Below are 19,622 nucleotides of genomic sequence, written 5' to 3' on the forward strand. Positions count from 1 at the left end.
TCAGGGAGGCGGGGCTGTCCCTCCCGGAATCGTCCAAATAGGTGTTGCCAATCCAGCCCCATCCCCGCCTCGAGCGGCAAGACCGTGAGGCACAGGCTCAACAGGGGCGGCGACCGGCAGGCGAACAGCGCGCTGCACGAGATCGCGAGGCAGAGGGTCATGCGCGACCCCGAGACCGCCGAGTACGCCGAGAGGGCCAGGGGGCGGGGAAAGAGCGACAGGGAGGTCATGAGGTGCCTCAAGCGCTACGTGGCCAGGGAGGCGTACCGGGCGCTGATGCGCCCGCACGAGATCAGGAGGCCCGAGGACGCCTCGGAGCTCGTGGCGGCCAGGCGCGCGGCGAAGGTCAGCCAGGTGAGGGCGGCGTCCATACTGGGCACCAGCGAGAAGTACATCTCGATGCTGGAGAGGGGCCAAAGGGAGCTCAAGCCCATAAGGAGGGCCTACGAGGCATGGGTCGAGGCCGGACTTCCGCTCGATTGGGACAGGCAAGCCTTCGAGGCCGAGCGCAAAATGGATTCTAAAAAACACCTTGCCAAATAGGAGCGCCACACATGGTCGAGGACGTTCTGAAAACTAAGCCCGGCCCCGCCGGACAGGCCACACTACTCGCAGAGCAGCTTAGCGATCTGGACGGCGTTGGTCGCCGCGCCCTTACGGATTTGGTCGCCGCAGCACCAGAAGGTAATACCGCGCGTGGCCTCGGGGTTCGAGATGTCGCGACGCACGCGACCGACCCAGATCAGGTCCTGGTCGGACGTATCCATCGGCATGGGGAAGCGATCGTGCGCATCCTCGGCGCTCATATCGTCAACCAGCTTCACGCCCGGAGCGGCAGCCAGCGCAGCACGGGCCTCTTCCACCGTGATGTCGCGCTCAAACTCGAGCGTAATGCTCTCGGAGTGCGAACGCAGCACAGGGACGCGCACGCAGGTGCAGTTCACGCGCAGCTCGGGCAGATGCATGATCTTACGGCCCTCGTTCTGCAGTTTCATCTCCTCGGAGGTAAAGCCCTCCTCCTTGACGCCGCCAATCTGCGGAATCAGGTTGCTCGCCAGCTGGGCGGCAAACGCGCGCGGCTCGGGAATCTCCTCGCCACGGCCCAGGGCGGCCAGCTGAGCCTCGAGCTCGGCCATACCGGGCGCGCCAGCGCCCGAAGCTGCCTGATACGTGGACACGATCATACGCTTCACGCCGGCAAGCTGGTGCAGCGGCCAGGTGGGAACCAGGCCGATAATGGTCGCGCAGTTGGGGTTGGCGATAAGGCCGTGATGCCATTTGATATCGTCGGCATTGATCTCGGGCACGACCAGCGGCACCTCGGGATCCATGCGGAAGGCGTGGCTGTTGTCGACCACGACGGCTCCGCGCTTGACGGCCTCGGGCAGCAGCTCCTTAGCGATATCGTCGCCGGCAGCGCCGAGCACGATGTCGCAGCCCTCAAAGGCCTCGGGGCAAGCCTCTTCGATCACGATTTGCTCGCCGCGGAACTCAACGGTCTTGCCCGCGGAGCGTGCGCTTGCCAACAGCTTGAGCTTGCCGACCGGGAACTCCTGCTCGTTGAGGCACTCGAGCATCTGGGTGCCCACGGCTCCCGTCGCGCCCAAAATAGCAACCGTGTACTGTTTCATGCTTCCCCCTTTAAAGGTTGTGGCTTTTGCCCGCACGCCGAGCAGGCCGATTATTGTTGCCAGTTTATACAAGAACGGGGCGGGCACGAAACCCGCCCCGTCGAAACGAAACCGAAACGAAACGCCCCGCCGTAGATTTTGAGGCAACTCCCAAAAATCTAGCGAGATAGCAGCTACTTGTGGAGCGCAGCCAGAGCGGGATCGACCGGCGCGGAAGCCTCCAGGTCGGAGACCTTCACAATGCCGTTCTCATCGGAGAAGGCACGGTAAATGGTCCGAATCGCTAGGTCGAAGTCCTTCTCCTCGACACCGATGATGATGTTGATCTCGTCGCAGCTCTGCGAAATCATACGCACGCTCACGCCGGCCTGGCCAAGCATGCCAAACAGATGGCCCGAGATACCTGCGCGGCCGCGCAGGTTACGACCGACGGTAGCGATAAGCGCCAGACCCTCAACGACCTCGATCTCGAGCGGCTCGACCTCCTGCTGGATGTCGCCCACAAGCGAGTACAGCGAATCGTGCACATCCTGCTCCTGCACCACGGCGCCAAAGCGGTCGACGCCGGTGGGCATATGCTCGACGGAAACGTCATAGCGCTCGAAGACCGAAAGCGCACGGCGCATAAAGCCAACGCGGGGCTTGGTGCGGTCGCGGGCCACGTTGATGGCGACAAAACCGCGCTTGCCGGTCACGCCGGTAATGATGGGCTCTGCCTCGCCCTCGTCAGCCGTCTCGCTAATGATGGTGCCGGGGTCCTGTGGCGCATTGGTGTTCTTGATGACCAGCGGAATGCCGGCCTCGCGCACGGGGAACACGGCCTCCTCGTGCAGGACACTCGCACCCATGTACGAAAGCTCGCGCAGCTCCTCGTAGGTAACGCGGGCGATGGGCTGAGCCTCGGGAACAATACGCGGATCGGCAGAATAGAAGCCCGAGACGTCGGTCCAGTTCTCATACAGATCGGCGCCCAGGCACTTAGCCAAGATCGAGCCCGAGATATCGCCGCCGCCACGATCGAGCAGCTTGATCTGGCCCTCACGCGTCGCGCCGTAGAAACCGGGCATAACAAAGCCGCCCTGCTGACCGTACTCCTGCACCAACTCGGAGGTACGATTCATGCTGAGCGTACCGTCGTGATGGAACGCCACAACCGTCGCGGCGTCCAGGAACGGTAAGCCCAGGTACTCGGCCATCAGGCGGGCGGTAAAGTACTCGCCACGGCTCACAAGCTCCTCGGTGGAGTAGCCGCCCGAGCGGGCGCGCTCGGCAAAGGCCGCGAACTCCTCACGGATGGGATAGGTGAGCTCCAGCTCGTCGGCAATATCAAAGTAGCGCTGGCCGATGTCCTCGAGCAGCTCCTCGCACGACACGTGGTACTTAACGTGCGCGTTAACCAGGTAGAGCAGGTCGGTCACCTTGGTGTCGCCCTTAAAGCGGCGACCGCAGGCGGAAACCACCACAAAACGGCGAGCCGGGTCGGCATCGACGATGGCCTTGATCTTCTTAAAGTGTTCGGCGTCGGCGACCGACGAGCCGCCAAACTTGGCAATCTTAATCATGGGCTGGAGGTTACCTTTCTAAAAAGCCTCTGCGAACCTATTTTGCGCGCTCTGATACCATGGTTTCACCGATTGGGACCAAGGCATCCGAGGAGCAGTGTTATATGGGAACTTATCATAGTACACGAGGACGCACTTTATCGTGCTCAAGTAAGGTGGCAATCCGCACCGGCATCGCTCCCGACGGGGGTCTGTTTGTCTCGGACGAGCTCGGCACCCAGCAGGTCGATATCAGCTCGCTTGCAGATAAATCGTACTTTGAAATCGCTCAAGATGTGTTGGGAGTGTTACTGAATGATTACACGACCGAAGAAATTTCGGCGTGTGTCGACGAGGCATACCGCGGCACGTTCGCGAGTGAAGAGGTTACGCCGCTCGTCAAACTCGACGCTGCGCCGGGCGCTGACGCCCCTCAGACCTATGTGATGGAGCTCTTTGGCGGCCCCACGAGCGCCTTTAAGGACGTCGCCCTGCAGATGCTCCCCCGCTTGATGGCCCGCACTTCCGCCAAGGACGGCGGCGCCGAGCGCATCATGATCGTCACCGCCACGTCGGGCGACACCGGCAAGGCCGCACTTGCCGGTTTTGCCGACGCCCCGGGCACGGGCATCACCGTCTTTTATCCCGAGGGCAAGGTCAGCCGCGTGCAGAATCTGCAGATGTCCACGCAGGAGGGCGGCAACGTCGCCGTCTGCGGCATCCGCGGCAACTTCGACGACGCCCAGAGCGCCGTCAAGCGCATCTTTGCCGATAAGGAGCTGGCCGAGCGCCTTGAAGCCGCCGGCACGGTGCTTTCGAGCGCCAACTCCATCAACGTCGGGCGCCTGGTGCCGCAGGTCGTCTACTACTTTGCCGCCTATGCGCAGCTGCTGCGCGCCGGTGCCATCGAGGCCGGCAATGCCGTGGAGTTCTGCGTGCCGACCGGCAACTTTGGCGATATCCTGGCCGGCTACTACGCCAAGCGCATGGGTCTGCCCGTTGCCAAGCTCATCGTCGCGAGCGACAAGAACAACGTTCTGGCTGACTTCCTGACCACCGGCGTCTACGACCGCAACCGTCCGTTCTTCACGACCATCTCGCCGTCGATGGACATCCTCATCAGCTCCAACCTGGAGCGCATGCTGTACTTCCTGTCCGATGGCGACTGCGAGCTCGTTGCCGGCCTTATGGAGCAGCTGGCACAGACTGGTCGCTATGAGGTTCCCGCCGACCTGCTGGCAAAGATTCAGAGCGTGTTTGGCTGCGGCTGGGCCAGCGAGGACGAGGTCCGCGCCGCCATCAAGAGCTGCTGGGACGCCAACGGCTACGTGATCGACCCGCACACCGCCTGCGGCTATCACGTCTTTGAGCAGGTCGCCCCCGCCGAGGGCGCTAAGGCCCGCGTGCTGCTTTCGACCGCCAGCCCCTACAAGTTCCCACGCGCCTGCTGCGACGCCCTGGGCCTCGACGTTCCCGAGGATGATTTTGAGGCCATGCGTGTACTCGAGCAGGCCACCAACACGGTCGCCCCGACCCAGCTCGCCGAGCTCGAGTCCAAACCCGTCCGCTTCGAAGACGTCTGCGACGTAGCCGACATGGCCAACTACGTAGAGTCTGCAGCAAAAAAGATGGCTACCAACTAAACCCCATATAAGGCGCCGGCGAAAGCCGGCGCACCTTCTTTTATCAGATACCTACCGGGATGATGACGAACGTGCATAGCGTGCCTGGCTGTTTAGTTCGTCGCGAGTTCCGCACGCAAAGGAAAGCACTTAATGTGCTTTCCGTCTTGCGCAGGACTGCCCGAGCAGCGAACTAAACAGCCAGGCACGCCAGGAGGACTCACATGATCAAGATCACCGTCCCAGCAACAAGCGCCAACTTGGGCATTGGCTACGATACCCTCGGCATGGCCGTCAGCCTCTACTCGCACTTTACCTTTGAGCGCGCCGACAAGCTCACCATCACGGGCTGCCCCGAAGAGTTCCAAAACGAGAATAACCTGGTCTATGTAAGCTTTGTCGATGCTCTGGCCGCCTGGGGCGAGCCGGCTTTTCCCGTTGCCATCGACATCCAGACCGACGTGCCCGTCGCCCGCGGCCTGGGCTCCAGCTCCACCTGCGTCGTCGCCGGCATTATGGCCGCCGCCGCACTGACAGGCCACACCGTCGACCGCGCCGAGCTGGTTCGCATCGCCACCGAGGTCGAGGGCCATCCCGATAACGTCGCCCCCGCTATCCTGGGCGGCGCCGTCTGCTCCTTTACGCCGACCGATTCGCTCCCCCAGTGCCTGCGCTACGAGGTGAGCGATCGCCTGCGTTTTATTACCGTGATTCCGCCCTACGAGGTACACACGAGCGAGGCGCGCAAGGTCGTGCCGCAGGAGATTCCGCTCTCCACCGCCGTGTGGCAGATGGGCCGCATCGCCGGTATGACGCGCGGCTTGGAGACCGGTGACCTCAACCTGATTGCCGCCGCCAATGACGACCGCATTCAGGAGCCCTATCGTCGCCGCCTGATTCCCGACTACAACGCCGTGCGCGACACCTGCCTTAACGGCGGCGCTAAGACCATCTGGATTAGCGGCTCGGGCTCGACCCTCATGGCTGTGACCGACGACACCATCGTGGCAAAGTTCCTGCAGGTCAAGCTGCGCGAGCAGTTCCCTAAGTGTGATACGCATATTCTGACGTGCGACACGGAAGGCGCTCAAATCGAGTACCTGTAGACATCGCCGATCGGTCTGTCCGGGCCACCCAGGGGCATCCCCTTAAAAACGTCCTCGCACTTGAGGCCCACTTATCCTGCTCCTTCGGAGCTGCGGATAAGCGGGCCTCGTGCTGCGGAATGTTTTTAAGGGGATGCCCCTGGGTGGCCCTATGGCAACGTAGCTAGCGATGTCTACAGGGACCCACGCTTTGAAGGGGCGCCAGGCTGAAATCATGGCCTTTTATTGATAGGGGCTCTTGCTAGGCTGGGGCACTTATTAGAGGCAGGCTTCGGCGATGCGGCGCTTGAGTTCGTCGATGCCGGTACCGGTCTGGGAGCTTGTGATGATCACGTTCTCGGCCGGGACGTTGAGCTGCTTTTTGATGGCTGCTGCTTGGCGGGCCTGCTGGGTGCGGCTGAGTTTGTCGGCCTTGGTGAGGCAGACGATAAAGTTGAACTCGTTGCCCTGTAGGTAGTCGATCATGTCGTGGTCGAGCTTGCTGGGGTCGTGACGAATGTCCACCAACGAGACGACCAAGTTAAAGCTGCGCTCGGAGTCGAAAAAGTCGCCGATAAGCTCGGCCCAGCGGTCGCGCTCGGCCTTGGAGCGACGGGCGAAACCGTAACCCGGCAGGTCCACGAAATGCACGTCATCGGCCTCAAAGAAGTTGATGTTGCTCGTCTTGCCCGGCGTACTGGAAACCTTGACCAGGTTCTTGCGGCCAAAGAGCTTGTTCATGATGGACGACTTGCCCACGTTGGAGCGGCCGACAAAGCTCACCTCGGGGCAGGTGGACTCGGGGATCTGCGAAACCTTGCCGTAGCTGGCGACGAACTTGGCAAGCTGATAGTTAATGGAATCGGCCATGGACACTCCTTGGTCGTAGGTTCTTACAAATAGACGCGCTATTGCGCAGCGGCAATGCGGCGGACGATATCGAGCGTGATGTCACTTGCGACACGCGCGTACTCGAACAGATCGAACTCGCGCTCGCAAATTGCATCGTACGCCTCGTCACAATTATCGCTGATAGCGCGCAACACCAGGCAATCGACACCATTTTTGGTTGCGACATGGGCAATTGCCGCGCCCTCCATGCCGACACAATCGGCATGCGTCGCCTCGATAGCGTCGTTGCGCATGGTGGCGCCCGTCACAAAGCGGTTACCCGTGGCAATCGTGCCGACCAGGAACTGCTTGGTGCCCTCATTCGAAGCGACTGCATTTGTCGAAGCGTCAACAAACCCACGCTCAGCAAGCACTTCGGCGGCAATATCGACCAGCGCGGGCGTCGAGCCAAACTCCTCGAGCCCCGGTGCGGACTCGGCGATAAGCGCGGTATCGGTATCCAGATAGCGCAGGCGTTTGCCAATGACCACGTCGTCGATATGGAGCTTGGGGTTCAAACCGCCCGCAATGCCCGAAAACACAACAGCCTGCGGAGCATACTTGCTAATGAGGTGCTGTGTTGCAGCGGCGGCGTTCACCGTGCCCATGCCCGCCGTTGTGGCGACAACTGTCAGGCCGTCGAGCTCACCGCTCACAACGGTCAAGCCTGCCTCCCGTGCCTCGCAAACGTCGCTCAGCTCTTCCTTAATCTGCATGATCTCTTTTTCGAGCGCACCGATAATCGCAATGGTAGCCATGCCATTCCCCAAACCTATTCGAAATTCTCAACCACGGTATGGTACCAGCATTTTGTTTGACCTCGTCAAACGAACACGCTAAGCCAGTGCAGCTCGCGTATCAAACAGAGCCTTTGCAATCGCGGCCGTAACCTCGCTCGAGCGGTCGCTCCACGGCATCGATGTCATGATACCCATGACATAGGTACAGCCATCGATGTCGATAAGGCCCGCATCGCATGTCGAGTAGTAACCATCCTCGCTAATCCAGCCTGCCTTGTTGCGCACCAAAACCTGCTCGTCCGCAATGCCATCGCGAATAAACGAGCGCGATGTTGATGCCAGAAGGCCCGACAACCACTGTGAAGTCTCGGTATCCATGCTCAGATACTCGCTCATCTCACGCCATAACCTCGCAGAAGTGCGCGGGCAGTAGGTCGGAAAATCACTCATCGGATTCAGTGCCGTTTCGTCATCAACACCCAGATTGGCAATCCAATCCTCATAGCCATCATGGTCAAACGCCGCGCGTAACGCGATAAACGAATCGTTGTCCGAGTTGACGACCGCGGCCTCGATAAGGTCACGCACTGTCTGCCAGCCCATGCTGTAACCACCATACGTGGCTAAAGGCCCATCGAGCGACACCTGCCCCGATTCGACCAACATCTCGCAAATATAGAGTGCATACAGCGCCTTATAACTGCTCGCTCCATACACCTCAACATCGGCGTTATACGTCACGCCCCTACCACTCGATAGGTCGTAGAACACTACACCCACGTCGCCCAGCTCCTGCGCCCGACACAGGGCATCCTGGAGCGAGGCAAGGCTCTCATCCTCCAAGGCAGGAGTCTTGTTATCCACCAACGAGAAGGTCCGAACGGTATCACCCGAAGGGATATCGTTGAAGTCCGCCTTCGAAAGTCTCGTCTTGAGATCTGCCGTCGACAGAGCTTGATCTGCCGACGCTTTGGACTTTGAAACCTTCTCGTTTTGCAGCTGTACCGTTGACGCATCTGGGCGCCCCGTTCGCTCCGAGGCGTAGGTTTTAACGGTAATTCCGAGGATAATAACCGCCGACGTTAGCATCCCAATAGCGGCAATCTTCCTCACGCGGATGCGAGCGCCGGCAAGGCCACGCGAAGACGTGCCCTTCGTCTTATATCTGCTGCCATGCTGCGGCACATACTCGTCCCGCGATGCGATGTTTCGCACGTGGTCTCCTGACTGCCACCGTTTATATACGAGCAGCATGATACCGAGCAGGCATTTCTTTCCAAAGATATTCAGCAGCGTTTAAGGTGTCTTTAAAGAAACCACAAGCGTATTTATCCAAATGGCACGATTCTGTTGCGCATCTCTACCCAAAACGAAGTTGCGGTGAAATGGTTCCTGTTTGGGCGACATGGGCCTAAAAACAAGAACTATTCCACCGCAACTCAGCTGGGAACGAGGGGATATGAGGGCTATGGCATGCTATCCGATAGCGTTTTTGAGCTCCGCACGGCGCTTTTTCATACCGGCCATAACGGCATTGCGCAGCTCGGGCATGCGCGCGGTATCCATCTGGGGCACGCCCTCGAGCTTATAGGGAATGCCCAGTTGCTCGTACTTGACGACACCCATCGTGTGATACGGCAGCATTTCCAGGCCCACCACGTTGTGCCATGGAGCGATGAGGCGACCGAGCTTCTCGCACTCCTCCGCCGTGTCGGTAATGCCCGGCACAACCACGTGGCGGATAACGACCTTGATATTGCGACGTGCAAGCTCATCGCCAAACGCCAGGATGCGTGCGGGATCACAACCGGTCAGCTTTTTATGCTCGACCGGGTCGGCATGCTTAATATCGAGCAGTACCATGTCGGTCTCGTTGAGCACGGCATCGAACTTCTCGGGATGCTGAGGGTCGAAGGCGTAGCCACAGCTATCCAGGCAGGTATGCACACGACCATCGGGGTTGTTGTGCATTGCACGGAACAGGTCGGCCAAAAACTCGGGCTGCAGAAGCGGCTCGCCGCCCGAAACGGTAATGCCACCGCTGCGGTAAAACTCATGGTTGCTCTGGAACTCGTCCATCAGATGCTCGACGGTCACCATGGTGCCGCCGTTAACCGACCAGGTATCGGGATTGTGGCAATACGCGCAGCGCATGGGACAGCCTTGGACAAACACTACGAAGCGGATGCCGGGACCGTCAACCGTACCCATCGTCTCGATCGAATGTACGCGGCCCAGGGCAAACGCGGAGTCCTCGGGACGAGCGTCCACACCCTCGAGCGTCATCTCAGCCATTCCCGCTACCTTGCCTCTCATTGGTTTTAGTTACATAAATGCCAGAGCCATTCTAGCCCATACATATGATGGCGAAACGGTTTAGAGGTCAATTAGGTCGTCCTATTTGACTCCACGCAAAAGCGGCGGGAGGGTTATCGCAACCCGCCCACCGCCGAGGCAATAGAAATCGATAGACTCCAGGCCTTACGCCTTAAGCGTGAGCACCGCGCCGAAGGCGGTCGGGCCGCAATGGCTCGAGATGACGCCGCCGACCTGAGTCCAGGTAATGTCCTTAAAGCCAAGATCGTGTGCATAGACTTCCATGTCGTCGCGCAGCTCCTCGGAAAGACCTACCGAATACGCCAGGCCAATGTGCGAGTAGTCAATCTCGCCCTTGGCAACCATGTGATCAATAAAGGCGCGGGCGCACTTGAGCATAGAGCCGCGGAACTTCTTGGTTGCCACGAACTTGCCGCCCGTTACCTCAATGCAGGGCTTAATCTTGAGCAGATGGGCGCCCAGGAACGCGACGTTGGACAAGCGACCGCCCGCCTTAAGGAAGGCAAGGTCCGTAGGAACAAAGCCCAACAGCACGCGGTCCATGACGGAGTTCGCGAAGGCGAAGATCTCGTCGACGGTGGCATCGGGGTGAGCCTCGATGTATTTGGCGGTCTCGACGACAACAAGCGACTGGCCTACCGAGACAAAGCGCGTGTCCATGGAGAACACGTAGTCGCGCCCCTGGGCCGCAATCTTTGAGGACTGATGCGAACAGGTCGTGGCCTCGGAATATGCAAGATGCAAAATAGTCGCGTCGGGCTGCTCAGCGTGAATGCGGTCGTACACGTGAGCAAAATCCGCAGGCGCGCAGCCACTGGTCTTGGGCATCACGCCAAACTCATTGCAGCGCGAATAAATCTCGAGCGGATCGATCGAGCCGTCCTCGACGGTCTCGTCACCAATCGTGACATGCATGGGCACGCGCACGATGCCGTAGCGCTCGCAGAGCTCCGGCGTCACATCCGACCCAGACTCGACCACGATTACGTACTTGCCCATTAATATCACGACCCATCTCGACATTGGCTTTTCAATACATGGCACGCACCGCCGCACTGTTGCACAACGGCGTCCAAGCGCCAAAGAGACGCCGCCCCTTGCACACAACAAAGGACAGCGTCTCCCTGGAAAACTCCGTGCTTATCTGAGATTCTACACGGTTTATTAAGGAGTGTTACTTATTCCGCAAACGGTAGCTATACGCGATGAACGGTAGTTCGCTGCAGCGACTGCGACACATTCCGCCCAGCAAGTCCAATCGCGCTCCACACACGGTTAATGCGCGAGGCGGTAGAAATCCATCGACGCCGCACCCTCGGCATGCAACCCCATCGCCGGAACCGCCGGCGAATAGGTACGGCTCGTAAGTGCCGCCTCGCCGCCATTTGCAAAAATCTCGACCATCGTAGTGTCCGAAAGCACGCGCAGGTCGCGAAGCTCGCTGAGCTCGATCGACCTCTGGTCGCGCCCATAGCCTTCGTCACCCATGTCGAGGGTAAGCATCCCGTCTGCATAGCGCACAAAGACACCCTTGCGGATTTCGAGCTCGATCACCTGGGCGCCCTCACAGGAAACCACAAGATCAAACAGGCGGCCCGGCTCCTCAACGGTTTCACCGCCTGTCGCGCAAACGCAGTCGCCGCGCATCCTCTCAATCTCGTGCACCGGCTGCTGACAGAGCTTACCATCGCGCATGCTCAGTTCTCTCGGCACCGTCAACGCGCACTGCCACCCGCGTGCCACCGTCGGGCTTTTTGCCGTCGCATCGGGGCAACCCGACCACCCGATCATCAAACGCCGACCCGCAGCATCCTCAAAAGACTGCGGTGCGTAGAAATCAAAGCCGGCATCGACCATCGGGGGCATGCCCTGCCCGGCGATCTTAAAACTCGGCGCCTCCCAATCGGCCTCGATGGGAAACCACACGCACTGGTGCGGATTGCGGTAACGCCATCCATCGGCGGACACACCCTGCGGACAGCAAACGAGAATAAGCTCACCATCGAGCTCAAACAGATCGGGGCACTCCCACATAAAGCCAAACTTCTCGCCCAACTCAATGCGCGTCGCATAGCTCCAGTCCTCTAGATCGCTCGAGGTATAGACAAGCACGCAGCCGCGGTCGTCTTTCGTACGAGCGCCCAGAACCATGTAGTAGATACCATCGTGTTCAAGGATTTTGGGATCACGCACGTGCGTACCGATATCGTCGGGGTAATCGACCGGCCCAACAGCTATGCGCTTCTCGCCCAATTCGTCGGGGTTCTCGGCAACCACATGAATCTGGTTTTGCTCACGGCCCGTCAACACGTAGTCGTAATCATCGCGGTCAAAATGCTTGACGTTGCCGGTATAGAAGTAGTGAATCTTGCCGTCGTGTACAAAGGCAGAACCAGAATACGCTCCGCTCGAATCCAAATCGGAATCGGGGAACAGCACAGGGCCGCGATTCTCGTACGTCACAAAATCCTTTGTTGTCAGATGATTCCAAATCACTGGACCGCCATGCGCAGCATCGAATGGATCGTATTGGTGATAGATGTGATACGTATCACCGATCTGCACCAAACCGTTGGGGTCGTTGAGCCAGCCAAGCTCAGGCTCCACATGGAACAGGAGCCTATCGGGGTCGGACGCGATGCGACCCGCCGTCTCATCCTGTCCGGCACGCCACTGCTCATAGTCCGCGCGTGTCACCTTATTTTTTTGATTAAACATCGCCGTTGACTTTCTCGTCTATGGGGAAGGACGCTCGACTCACACGAGTCGAACGCCCTTCCCCAAATGGACTTATCCTCAGATTACGCTGAACGGCTCAACTAGAAGCTGACATCGAAGCCAGCACCAGCGCCCTCTTCATCAGTGGTCGGCACGCCCTTTGCCTTGTTGTAGGCAAAGATCAAGACGATCGGCACGATAAAGGCGATGAGATTGCCAGCCACATACCACACGAGCGTCTCGGGCGTGACGATGAGCAGGCCAAGCACGCCGGTCAGACCCTGACCGATGGCGCGCACCTCAAAGAGCTTCACGAAGGCACCGCCGCAGCCTGCACCGATGCAAGCGCAGATGAACGGGATGATCGAGTAGCGCATGTTTGCAGCAAAGATTGCGGGCTCGGAGATACCGACCAGCGTCGGGATAAAGGACGACATGCAGATGTTGCGCTCTTTGGAATGCTTCTTGTGAATGAGGTACATGCCGATGGCGCCACCGCCCTGGGCGATGATGGAAACCGACCAGATTGCCTGGATGTAGTTGAAGCCAGTCGTGGCAACGAGGTTGGCCTCAATACCCTGGATGAACTGATGCGTACCGGTAACGACGAGCGGCTGCAGGAACGCGGCAAAGACAAAGGCGCCAAAGACGCCCATCCTGTTGTACAGGACATCGATTACGCCAGCGAGGACGTCGCCGATCAGGTTGCCGAGCGGGCCGAACACGGTGAACAGGGCAACGTTAGCAAGAATCAGGGTAACGGTCGGGACAAAGACAAACGAGACGACCTCGGGGATGTACTTCTGGGCAATCTTTTCGACCTTGGCCATAAACCAGGCAGTCAGGATTGCAGGGAACACGCCGCCCTGGAAAGCAACCATGGGGATGGAGAGCGGACCAAAGTTCCAGTACTCAGCACCCGACGGATCCATAACGAACGCGTTACGGTTCATAAGGCTCGGGTGAACCATGACGATACCGACGAGGATGCCCAGAATCGGGTTACCGCCAAAACGCTTCACCGCGCTGTACATAACCAGGACAGGCAGGTAGTCAAACGTGGTGGCGATAATGGCAAAGAAGCTTGCGAGGTTCTTGAGGAACTCGCTGTGGTCGGCAAGGCTGCCCTCCATGCCAAAGAGGCCGTTGGCAACGATCAGCGACTTAAGGCCGATGATGATAGCAGCGCCGACGAAAGCGGGAATGATGGGGATAAAGATATCCGAGAATACCTTGAGGACCGAGAAGAACTTGCCCTTCTTGTCCGCCTCGGCGCCCTTGACCTCGGAAGCGCTGATCTCCTTAACGCCCGTCAGAGCCATAAACTCATCGTAGACCTTGTTGACGGTACCGGTACCGAAGATGATCATGAGCTGGCCGCTGTTGTACAGCACGCCCTTGACGCCATCGATGTTCTCGAGCTCGGCCTTGTTGTACTTGCTCGTATCCTTGAGCACCAGACGCAGACGCGTAACGCAATGCGTGGCGCCCTCGATGTTCTCCAGACCGCCGACGTTATCGACGACTTGCTGAGACACTACTTTGTAGTCCATGTTCCTCTCCATTCCCTTACGAAATCATAAAACGTTTTGATGCCATTACAGAGACGCGATCGTTGCATTTGCGCACTTGAGCGTACCGTCGGTGACCGTCAGTGCCACACCCTGGCCCTGCTTATTGCAGAAGCGCGCGTTAAGCGCAACATCATCGACAAAGATGGTCGCGATATCGTCGTCAACGACCAGGCGCACATGATGAGTGCCCTCGCCCTTAAAGAACAACGGACGCTCGAGGCCCATGTTGTTGACCTGGAACCACGGATACTGGGGGGCCGCCGTAAACTCGAGCTTGCCCTCACGCAGGTTGGCGCGGAACTCATAGGCAAGACCGGACTCGGCGTCCTCGGCAAGCTTCACCGAGAAGCCGGCAGCGTCACCGGCGAGCTCGATGTCGGCATCGAGCATATAGGTGGAACCGGCATCCGCGGCGAGCACCTGCTCGACCTTGCCCGACTCGCAGGAAAGCTCAAAGGCCTCGACTGCCTTAGCCTCGCCAAAGGCGCCAAGCATGCTGTCAGGGAGCTTGGTGCCGAGCGTTCCGTCGGCACGCTGAACGATCTCGAGAGGCATAAAGGTGCCACCCCACAGGTAAGAGCTGGGGTCGCCGCCCTCGTCACGCGTAGGAACCCAACCAAAGAGAACGCGGCGCTCGCCATCAAATGCGGTACGCGCGGCATAGTACGCGCGGCCATCGAAGGAATCGTCCGCAGGAGTGATCCAAGGACCGTTGATAGAGCGAGACATGCGGTAACGGGTCTTGTTGCCATCACTGTACTCGGAGAACACCAGATACCACCAGTCGCCCATCTTAAAGAGATCAGGCATTTCGAACATGGTGTACAGGCCCGGATTCCACCAGTCGCCCTGGAACTCCCAGGTATCCAGGTCCTTGGAGGTGAACTTGACCAGACGACCGGTCATCAGACGCTTGTCCTCGCCCACACGCGTGCCGAGGATGAGCATGTACTCTTCGTTCTCCTCATCCCAAAGCACAAAGGGATCGCGCCAGTTGCGGTCATCGTAACCCTCCTGGGGCGGAAGCAGCGTCTCGGCGATGTTCTTCTCCCACTTGACGGCGTCGTCACTCGTTGCGTGAAGAAGAACCTGCTTCATCAAGCGTGCCTTGACCTTATCGCGATTGCAACCAGTGTAGAGCGCATGGTACTTGTCGCCCACCTTAAACACCGTGCCGGCATAAACATACTGGTCGACTTCCTCGTCGCCGCCACGCTCAAGGCTCTCGCCAAAGTCTTTGTAATTGACGAAGTCCTTGGTTGTCGCGAGTGCCCAGCCAAACGGCTCTCCGAAAGGTCCGGGGTTTCGCGTGTCACGCTGATGATAGAGATAGAACGTGCCGTCCTCGCCGTACGGCATGATGTCGCCTACCCAAATTCCCTCAGGCTGGTAATACACCTTGTGCATCCGAGACTTCCTTTCTCACGAGATACTAACTCGGTACAACTGCAAGATATGTCAATCGTTTTCATATGTCAAACGTTTTCACACCAATACGTCTTTTCGCAGTTCCAGTCGTCGGCAAACGGTTGACATATGCCGGCGAACGGTCATCAGAGGTGTTTGAGGAATTCTTTTGGCACGGGATGAACTACGCGGTTTTACCCTCAATGAGTTCAACGGGGAGCTTGATATTCGATTCGGGCTTTTCGCCGTTAATAAGAGCAATGATGGATTGCGCCGCGAGCTCTCCGATGCGATCGATATCTTGGCGAACGGTTGTTAAGTCAGGCATAAACGTCATAGTGCGGCGGGCACCATCCGCGCCCACGACCTTAATATCGCCCGGAGCGCTCAAGCCGCGCTGCTTCATCACGTTAAGACAGATAGCCGCCATCGTGTCGTCTCCCGCAAAGATGCCGTCAATATCGGGGTTCTCATCGAGGATCTTCGCAACGACCGCGCTCTTTTCGTCGTCGGGCTTAACGAACTCGACCTCACGGACAAGCGCGGGCAAACCGGCCTGCTCAACAACATCGAGGTAGGCATCGGTACGCTTATTGGCAGGCATGCGCATGCGGCTATTGCTGCGCAGGCACAGGATGCGCGAACACCCGTCATCGATCAGGCGACGCGTGGCAAGTTCGCCGATACTATAGCTGTCGCTCGCAATCTGAACAGAGGCCTCGCCAAGGTCGCAGTCGATACCAACCAGACTCAAACCCATCTCGGCATACGCCTCGGCACCGATATTAAGCGAGTTGACGATGACGCCATCAACCATATTGCGTCGAAGCATGTCGATATAAGAGCGCTCAAGCTCGGGTCGATTGGCGCTATTGCACAGCAGCATCTTAAAACCGTTTTCGGCCAGGGTATGCTCAATGACTTGAACCACTTGGGCATGAAACGGACTGCTGACATAGGGGACGATCATACCGATAAGATTCAGGCGACCGTTGAGCATGGCACGGGCGATATCGTTGGGCGTATAGTTGATGCGCTTCATCGCGGCATGGACCTTATCGCGGGTCTCTTGGCTAATATAGCCGCGATTATTAAGCACGCGAGATACCGTAGTAGGCGAAACCCCCGCCACCGCCGCAACTTCCTTGATGCCAGGCTTAGCCGTATCCTTAGAACGAGCACTCTCGCGAGCCATAGCACCCTCCCCCATCAACATGTCATACGTTTACATACGAACAAAGCATACCCCAACAAGAGCGGGAAGACGGTAACAGTACAAGTAAGTAAACGACTCATCCAAATAATTAGGAGAGTTCCGCCTAAAGGGTGACTCCAAAGGACCCCACATGGCCGGTTTTGGGTTATTTTCCAAAACATCCCGCAGGACGCAAAGAGGCTCCGCCGCGCAACGCGCGCAGCGGAGCCTCTTTGCATGTCCGAGGACGTTTTGGGAAATAACCCAAAACCGGCCCCAGTAATCCTACAGGAGTTGAACCCTTTAGAACTTGTCGTGGAAGGTACGCGAAATGACCTCGTCCTGCTGCTCCTTGGTGAGCGTGTGGAAGTTCACGGCATAGCCGGAAACGCGGATGGTCAGCTGCGGGTACTTCTCGGGGTGAGCCTGAGCGTCGAGCAACGTCTCACGGTTGAAGACGTTGATGTTCAGGTGGTGGCCACCCTTCTCGGCGTAAGCGTCGAGCATGTGGACCAGGTTATCGGCCTGAGTCTCGGAAACTTCAGAAACCTTCATAATGTGTCTCCTTCGATTAATAGGCGCCGGCCGAAACCGGCGCGCTAATCAGTAATCGTTATTGTTAGTATAGCACTAACAATAGTTACTCGCCCAGCTGATCAAGGTCGATATCGCCAAAGAACACCTGGTCCTCCTTGCCGAGCGCACTCGGGATGATGGAGAAGGTGTTGGAGATGCCGTCCTGAGCATCGCGGAACGGGAGCTTGGAAACCGAAGACAGCGAAGCGATGGCGCCGTGGCTATCGCGCTTGTGCATGGGGTTAGCACCCGGGGCGAACGGCTGGCCAGCCTTGCGGCCGTCGGGCGTGGAGCCGGTCTTCTTACCGTACACGACGTTGGAGGTAATGGTCAGAACCGAGGTCGTAGGCACGGAGTTGCGGTAGGTATCGTTCATGCGGATGTACTCCATGAACTGGTGCACAACGTCGTGAGCGATCTGGTCGACGCGGTCGTCGTCGTTACCGTACTTGGGGAACTCGCCCTCGGTCTCGAAGTCGACGATGATGCCGTTCTCGTCACGGACGGGGTGGACCTTGGCGTACTTGATGGCGGACAGGGAGTCAGCCACGACGGAAAGGCCAGCGATGCCCGTAGCGAACCAGCGGTGCACGTGCTTGTCGTGCAGAGCCATCTGGATGCGCTCGTAGCAGTACTTGTCGTGCATGTAGTGAATGATGTTCAGCGAGTTGACGTACACGCCAGCGAGCCACTTCATCATGTCGTTGTACTTGGCCACAACGTCGTCGTAATCGAGCGTATCGCCCTCGACGGCGCGATACTTGGGGCCGACCTGCTTCTTGGAGACCTCGTCAACACCGCCGTTGAGTGCATACAGCAGGCACTTGGCCAGGTTGGCGCGGGCGCCGAAGAACTGCATCTCCTTGCCGATGCGCATGGAGGACACGCAGCAGGCGATGCCGTAGTCGTCGCCGTGGTAAACGCGCATGAGGTCGTCGTTCTCGTACTGGATCGAGGAGCTGGCGACAGAAGTCTTGGCGCAGAACTTCTTGAAGTTCTCGGGCAGACGGGTCGACCACAGAACGGTCATGTTGGGCTCGGGGCTGGTGCCCATGTTCTCGAGCGTGTGCAGGTAGCGGTAGCTCATCTTGGTAACGAGCGTACGGCCGTCGACACCCATGCCGCCGATGGACTCGGTGACCCACTGCGGGTCGCCGGTGAACAGGGCCTGGTACTCGGGGGTACGGGCAAACTTGACCATGCGGAGCTTCATGATGAAGTGATCCACGAACTCCTGGATCTGCTCCTCGGTGAAGGTACCGTTGGCAAGGTCGCGCTCAGCATAGATGTCGATGAACGTAGAGGTACGGCCGATGGACATAGCGGCGCCGTTCTGCTCCTTGACGGCAGCAAGGTAGGCGAAGTACATCCACTGGATGGCCTCCTGCGTGTTGGTAGCAGGGTTGGAAATGTCGAAACCATAGGTCTCGGCCATCATCTTGAGCTCGCCGAGGGCGCGGATCTGCTCCTGCAGCTCCTCACGGTCGCGGATGTTGTCGGCGGTCATGACCGTCGGAGTGGAAGCCTTCTGGGCCTCCTTGTCCTTGATCAGGTAGTCGACGCCGTACAGGGCAACACGACGGTAGTCGCCGATGATGCGGCCGCGGCCATAGCCATCGGGCAGACCGGTGATGATGTGAGCCGAGCGGCAAGCACGCATCTCGGGGGTGTAAACATCGAAGACGCCGGCGTTGTGGGTCTTGCGCTCAAAGGTGTAGCGCTCAACAACGTTCTCGTCGACCTTGTAGCCGTGCTGGCTGGCAGCCTGGCAAGCGATGCGGATACCACCGTTGACGTGCAGCGCGCGCTTGAGCGGCTTGTCAGTCTGGAGACCGACGATGGTCTCCTTCTCGCGGTGGGCGTTATCGATGTAGCCAGCGGGGTGGCTCACGATACCCGTAACGGTCTTGGTGTCCATATCGAGGACACCACCCTGCTCGCGCTCCTTAAGCAGCAGGTCGAGAACCTCGCCCCACAGCTCCTTGGTACGCTCGGTCGGACCTACGAGGAACGACTCATCGCCCTCGTAGGGGGTGTAGTTCTTCTGGATGAAGTCTCGGACGTCAACCTCTCCCGTCCAGATACCTTCCTTGAAGCCTTCCCATGCCTCCTGCATTGTGTAACCACGCTCCTAGTTACGTGTAATGCGGCGCTCTCTCACACCGCTACTTATTGAATTCTTGAATTATCGGCTTGCACTACCGGCTTCTTCCGTTCTTCACCACACGTTGGTACAGGGAAAAACGTTTGTCCACCTTGGAACTGCAACCCAAAACCCAAGATTTCACCCGTTTGAGAAGGATAA

General features: G+C 58.6%; 16 protein-coding genes. 3 read left to right on the plus strand and 13 right to left on the minus strand.

Annotation, left to right across the window (positions count from 1 at the left end):
- The coding region (locus FGQ61_RS09795; protein WP_171021495.1) for a transposase at positions 1 to 543 on the plus strand (543 nt) is incomplete at its 5' end.
- Between the two features lie 62 nt (positions 544 to 605).
- Here the strand turns inward: FGQ61_RS09795 and FGQ61_RS03590 are convergent.
- A complete protein-coding gene (locus FGQ61_RS03590) occupies positions 606 to 1,631 on the minus strand; it encodes an aspartate-semialdehyde dehydrogenase (protein WP_138374600.1) in 1,026 nt (341 codons plus the stop codon).
- A gap of 173 nt (positions 1,632 to 1,804) precedes the next feature.
- Positions 1,805 to 3,193 carry an aspartate kinase gene (locus tag FGQ61_RS03595; RefSeq protein WP_138113249.1) on the minus strand — a complete coding sequence of 463 codons (1,389 nt, stop codon included), beginning with the start codon at positions 3,191 to 3,193 and terminating at the stop codon, positions 1,805 to 1,807.
- Positions 3,194 to 3,297: 104 nt separating this feature from the next.
- Between FGQ61_RS03595 and thrC the strand changes: the two genes are divergently transcribed.
- Positions 3,298 to 4,815, plus strand: coding sequence for a threonine synthase (gene thrC, locus FGQ61_RS03600; RefSeq protein WP_138374601.1), 1,518 nt, complete (start codon positions 3,298 to 3,300; stop codon positions 4,813 to 4,815).
- A gap of 203 nt (positions 4,816 to 5,018) precedes the next feature.
- Positions 5,019 to 5,900: a homoserine kinase gene (gene thrB / locus FGQ61_RS03605; RefSeq protein ID WP_138374602.1), complete on the plus strand. Its 882-nt coding sequence runs from the start codon at positions 5,019 to 5,021 to the stop codon at positions 5,898 to 5,900.
- 258 nt (positions 5,901 to 6,158) lie between these two features.
- Here the strand turns inward: thrB and yihA are convergent, their stop codons facing one another.
- From yihA to pflB, 11 genes are all read right to left on the minus strand, one after another.
- Positions 6,159 to 6,749, minus strand: a complete 591-nt coding sequence (yihA, locus tag FGQ61_RS03610) for a ribosome biogenesis GTP-binding protein YihA/YsxC (protein ID WP_055252447.1) — start codon at positions 6,747 to 6,749, stop codon at positions 6,159 to 6,161.
- Positions 6,750 to 6,787: 38 nt separating this feature from the next.
- On the minus strand, positions 6,788 to 7,528 hold the full coding sequence (gene mtnN, locus FGQ61_RS03615; protein WP_138374603.1) for a 5'-methylthioadenosine/S-adenosylhomocysteine nucleosidase: 741 nt from the start codon (positions 7,526 to 7,528) through the stop codon (positions 6,788 to 6,790).
- Positions 7,529 to 7,606: 78 nt separating this feature from the next.
- Positions 7,607 to 8,725 (minus strand): serine hydrolase, encoded by a 1,119-nt coding sequence (locus FGQ61_RS03620; RefSeq protein WP_171021496.1) that lies wholly within the window; start codon positions 8,723 to 8,725, stop codon positions 7,607 to 7,609.
- Positions 8,726 to 8,986: 261 nt separating this feature from the next.
- Entirely contained in the window at positions 8,987 to 9,805 is an 819-nt protein-coding gene (gene pflA / locus FGQ61_RS03625) for a pyruvate formate-lyase-activating protein (RefSeq protein ID WP_138113263.1), read from the minus strand.
- A gap of 186 nt (positions 9,806 to 9,991) precedes the next feature.
- Positions 9,992 to 10,846 carry a DegV family protein gene (locus FGQ61_RS03630; protein WP_229025905.1) on the minus strand — a complete coding sequence of 285 codons (855 nt, stop codon included), beginning with the start codon at positions 10,844 to 10,846 and terminating at the stop codon, positions 9,992 to 9,994.
- Positions 10,847 to 11,122: 276 nt separating this feature from the next.
- Positions 11,123 to 12,565, minus strand: a complete 1,443-nt coding sequence (locus FGQ61_RS03635; RefSeq protein ID WP_138113267.1) for a glycoside hydrolase family 32 protein — start codon at positions 12,563 to 12,565, stop codon at positions 11,123 to 11,125.
- Positions 12,566 to 12,666: 101 nt separating this feature from the next.
- Positions 12,667 to 14,118, minus strand: coding sequence for a PTS transporter subunit EIIC (locus tag FGQ61_RS03640; protein WP_138374604.1), 1,452 nt, complete (start codon positions 14,116 to 14,118; stop codon positions 12,667 to 12,669).
- A 45-nt stretch (positions 14,119 to 14,163) separates the two neighbouring features.
- Entirely contained in the window at positions 14,164 to 15,546 is a 1,383-nt protein-coding gene (locus FGQ61_RS03645) for a family 43 glycosylhydrolase (RefSeq protein WP_117743236.1), read from the minus strand.
- Between the two features lie 184 nt (positions 15,547 to 15,730).
- Entirely contained in the window at positions 15,731 to 16,741 is a 1,011-nt protein-coding gene (locus tag FGQ61_RS03650; RefSeq protein ID WP_225093894.1) for a LacI family DNA-binding transcriptional regulator, read from the minus strand.
- A gap of 303 nt (positions 16,742 to 17,044) precedes the next feature.
- On the minus strand, positions 17,045 to 17,296 hold the full coding sequence (gene grcA3 / locus FGQ61_RS03655) for an autonomous glycyl radical cofactor GrcA3 (protein ID WP_117583521.1): 252 nt from the start codon (positions 17,294 to 17,296) through the stop codon (positions 17,045 to 17,047).
- An 85-nt stretch (positions 17,297 to 17,381) separates the two neighbouring features.
- Positions 17,382 to 19,433: a formate C-acetyltransferase gene (gene pflB, locus FGQ61_RS03660; RefSeq protein ID WP_035137643.1), complete on the minus strand. Its 2,052-nt coding sequence runs from the start codon at positions 19,431 to 19,433 to the stop codon at positions 17,382 to 17,384.
- Positions 19,434 to 19,622 lie beyond the last annotated feature (189 nt).

Origin of the sequence: Collinsella aerofaciens (genome assembly GCF_005844325.1) — a bacterium.
GTDB classification, from domain to species: domain Bacteria; phylum Actinomycetota; class Coriobacteriia; order Coriobacteriales; family Coriobacteriaceae; genus Collinsella; species Collinsella aerofaciens_G.

What these genes read in the sequence shown, in the direction of transcription:
- FGQ61_RS03590 (WP_138374600.1), bottom strand. Translation starts at nt 1,631, where the DNA reads ATGAAACAGTACACGGTTGCTATTTTGGGCGCGACGGGAGCCGTGGGC.
- FGQ61_RS03595 (WP_138113249.1), bottom strand. Translation starts at nt 3,193, where the DNA reads ATGATTAAGATTGCCAAGTTTGGCGGCTCGTCGGTCGCCGACGCCGAA.
- thrC (WP_138374601.1), top strand. Translation starts at nt 3,298, where the DNA reads ATGGGAACTTATCATAGTACACGAGGACGCACTTTATCGTGCTCAAGT.
- thrB (WP_138374602.1), top strand. Translation starts at nt 5,019, where the DNA reads ATGATCAAGATCACCGTCCCAGCAACAAGCGCCAACTTGGGCATTGGC.
- yihA (WP_055252447.1), bottom strand. Translation starts at nt 6,749, where the DNA reads ATGGCCGATTCCATTAACTATCAGCTTGCCAAGTTCGTCGCCAGCTAC.
- mtnN (WP_138374603.1), bottom strand. Translation starts at nt 7,528, where the DNA reads ATGGCTACCATTGCGATTATCGGTGCGCTCGAAAAAGAGATCATGCAG.
- pflA (WP_138113263.1), bottom strand. Translation starts at nt 9,805, where the DNA reads ATGGCTGAGATGACGCTCGAGGGTGTGGACGCTCGTCCCGAGGACTCC.
- FGQ61_RS03630 (WP_229025905.1), bottom strand. Translation starts at nt 10,846, where the DNA reads ATGGGCAAGTACGTAATCGTGGTCGAGTCTGGGTCGGATGTGACGCCG.
- FGQ61_RS03635 (WP_138113267.1), bottom strand. Translation starts at nt 12,565, where the DNA reads ATGTTTAATCAAAAAAATAAGGTGACACGCGCGGACTATGAGCAGTGG.
- FGQ61_RS03640 (WP_138374604.1), bottom strand. Translation starts at nt 14,118, where the DNA reads ATGGACTACAAAGTAGTGTCTCAGCAAGTCGTCGATAACGTCGGCGGT.
- FGQ61_RS03645 (WP_117743236.1), bottom strand. Translation starts at nt 15,546, where the DNA reads ATGCACAAGGTGTATTACCAGCCTGAGGGAATTTGGGTAGGCGACATC.
- FGQ61_RS03650 (WP_225093894.1), bottom strand. Translation starts at nt 16,741, where the DNA reads ATGGCTCGCGAGAGTGCTCGTTCTAAGGATACGGCTAAGCCTGGCATC.
- grcA3 (WP_117583521.1), bottom strand. Translation starts at nt 17,296, where the DNA reads ATGAAGGTTTCTGAAGTTTCCGAGACTCAGGCCGATAACCTGGTCCAC.
- pflB (WP_035137643.1), bottom strand. Translation starts at nt 19,433, where the DNA reads ATGCAGGAGGCATGGGAAGGCTTCAAGGAAGGTATCTGGACGGGAGAG.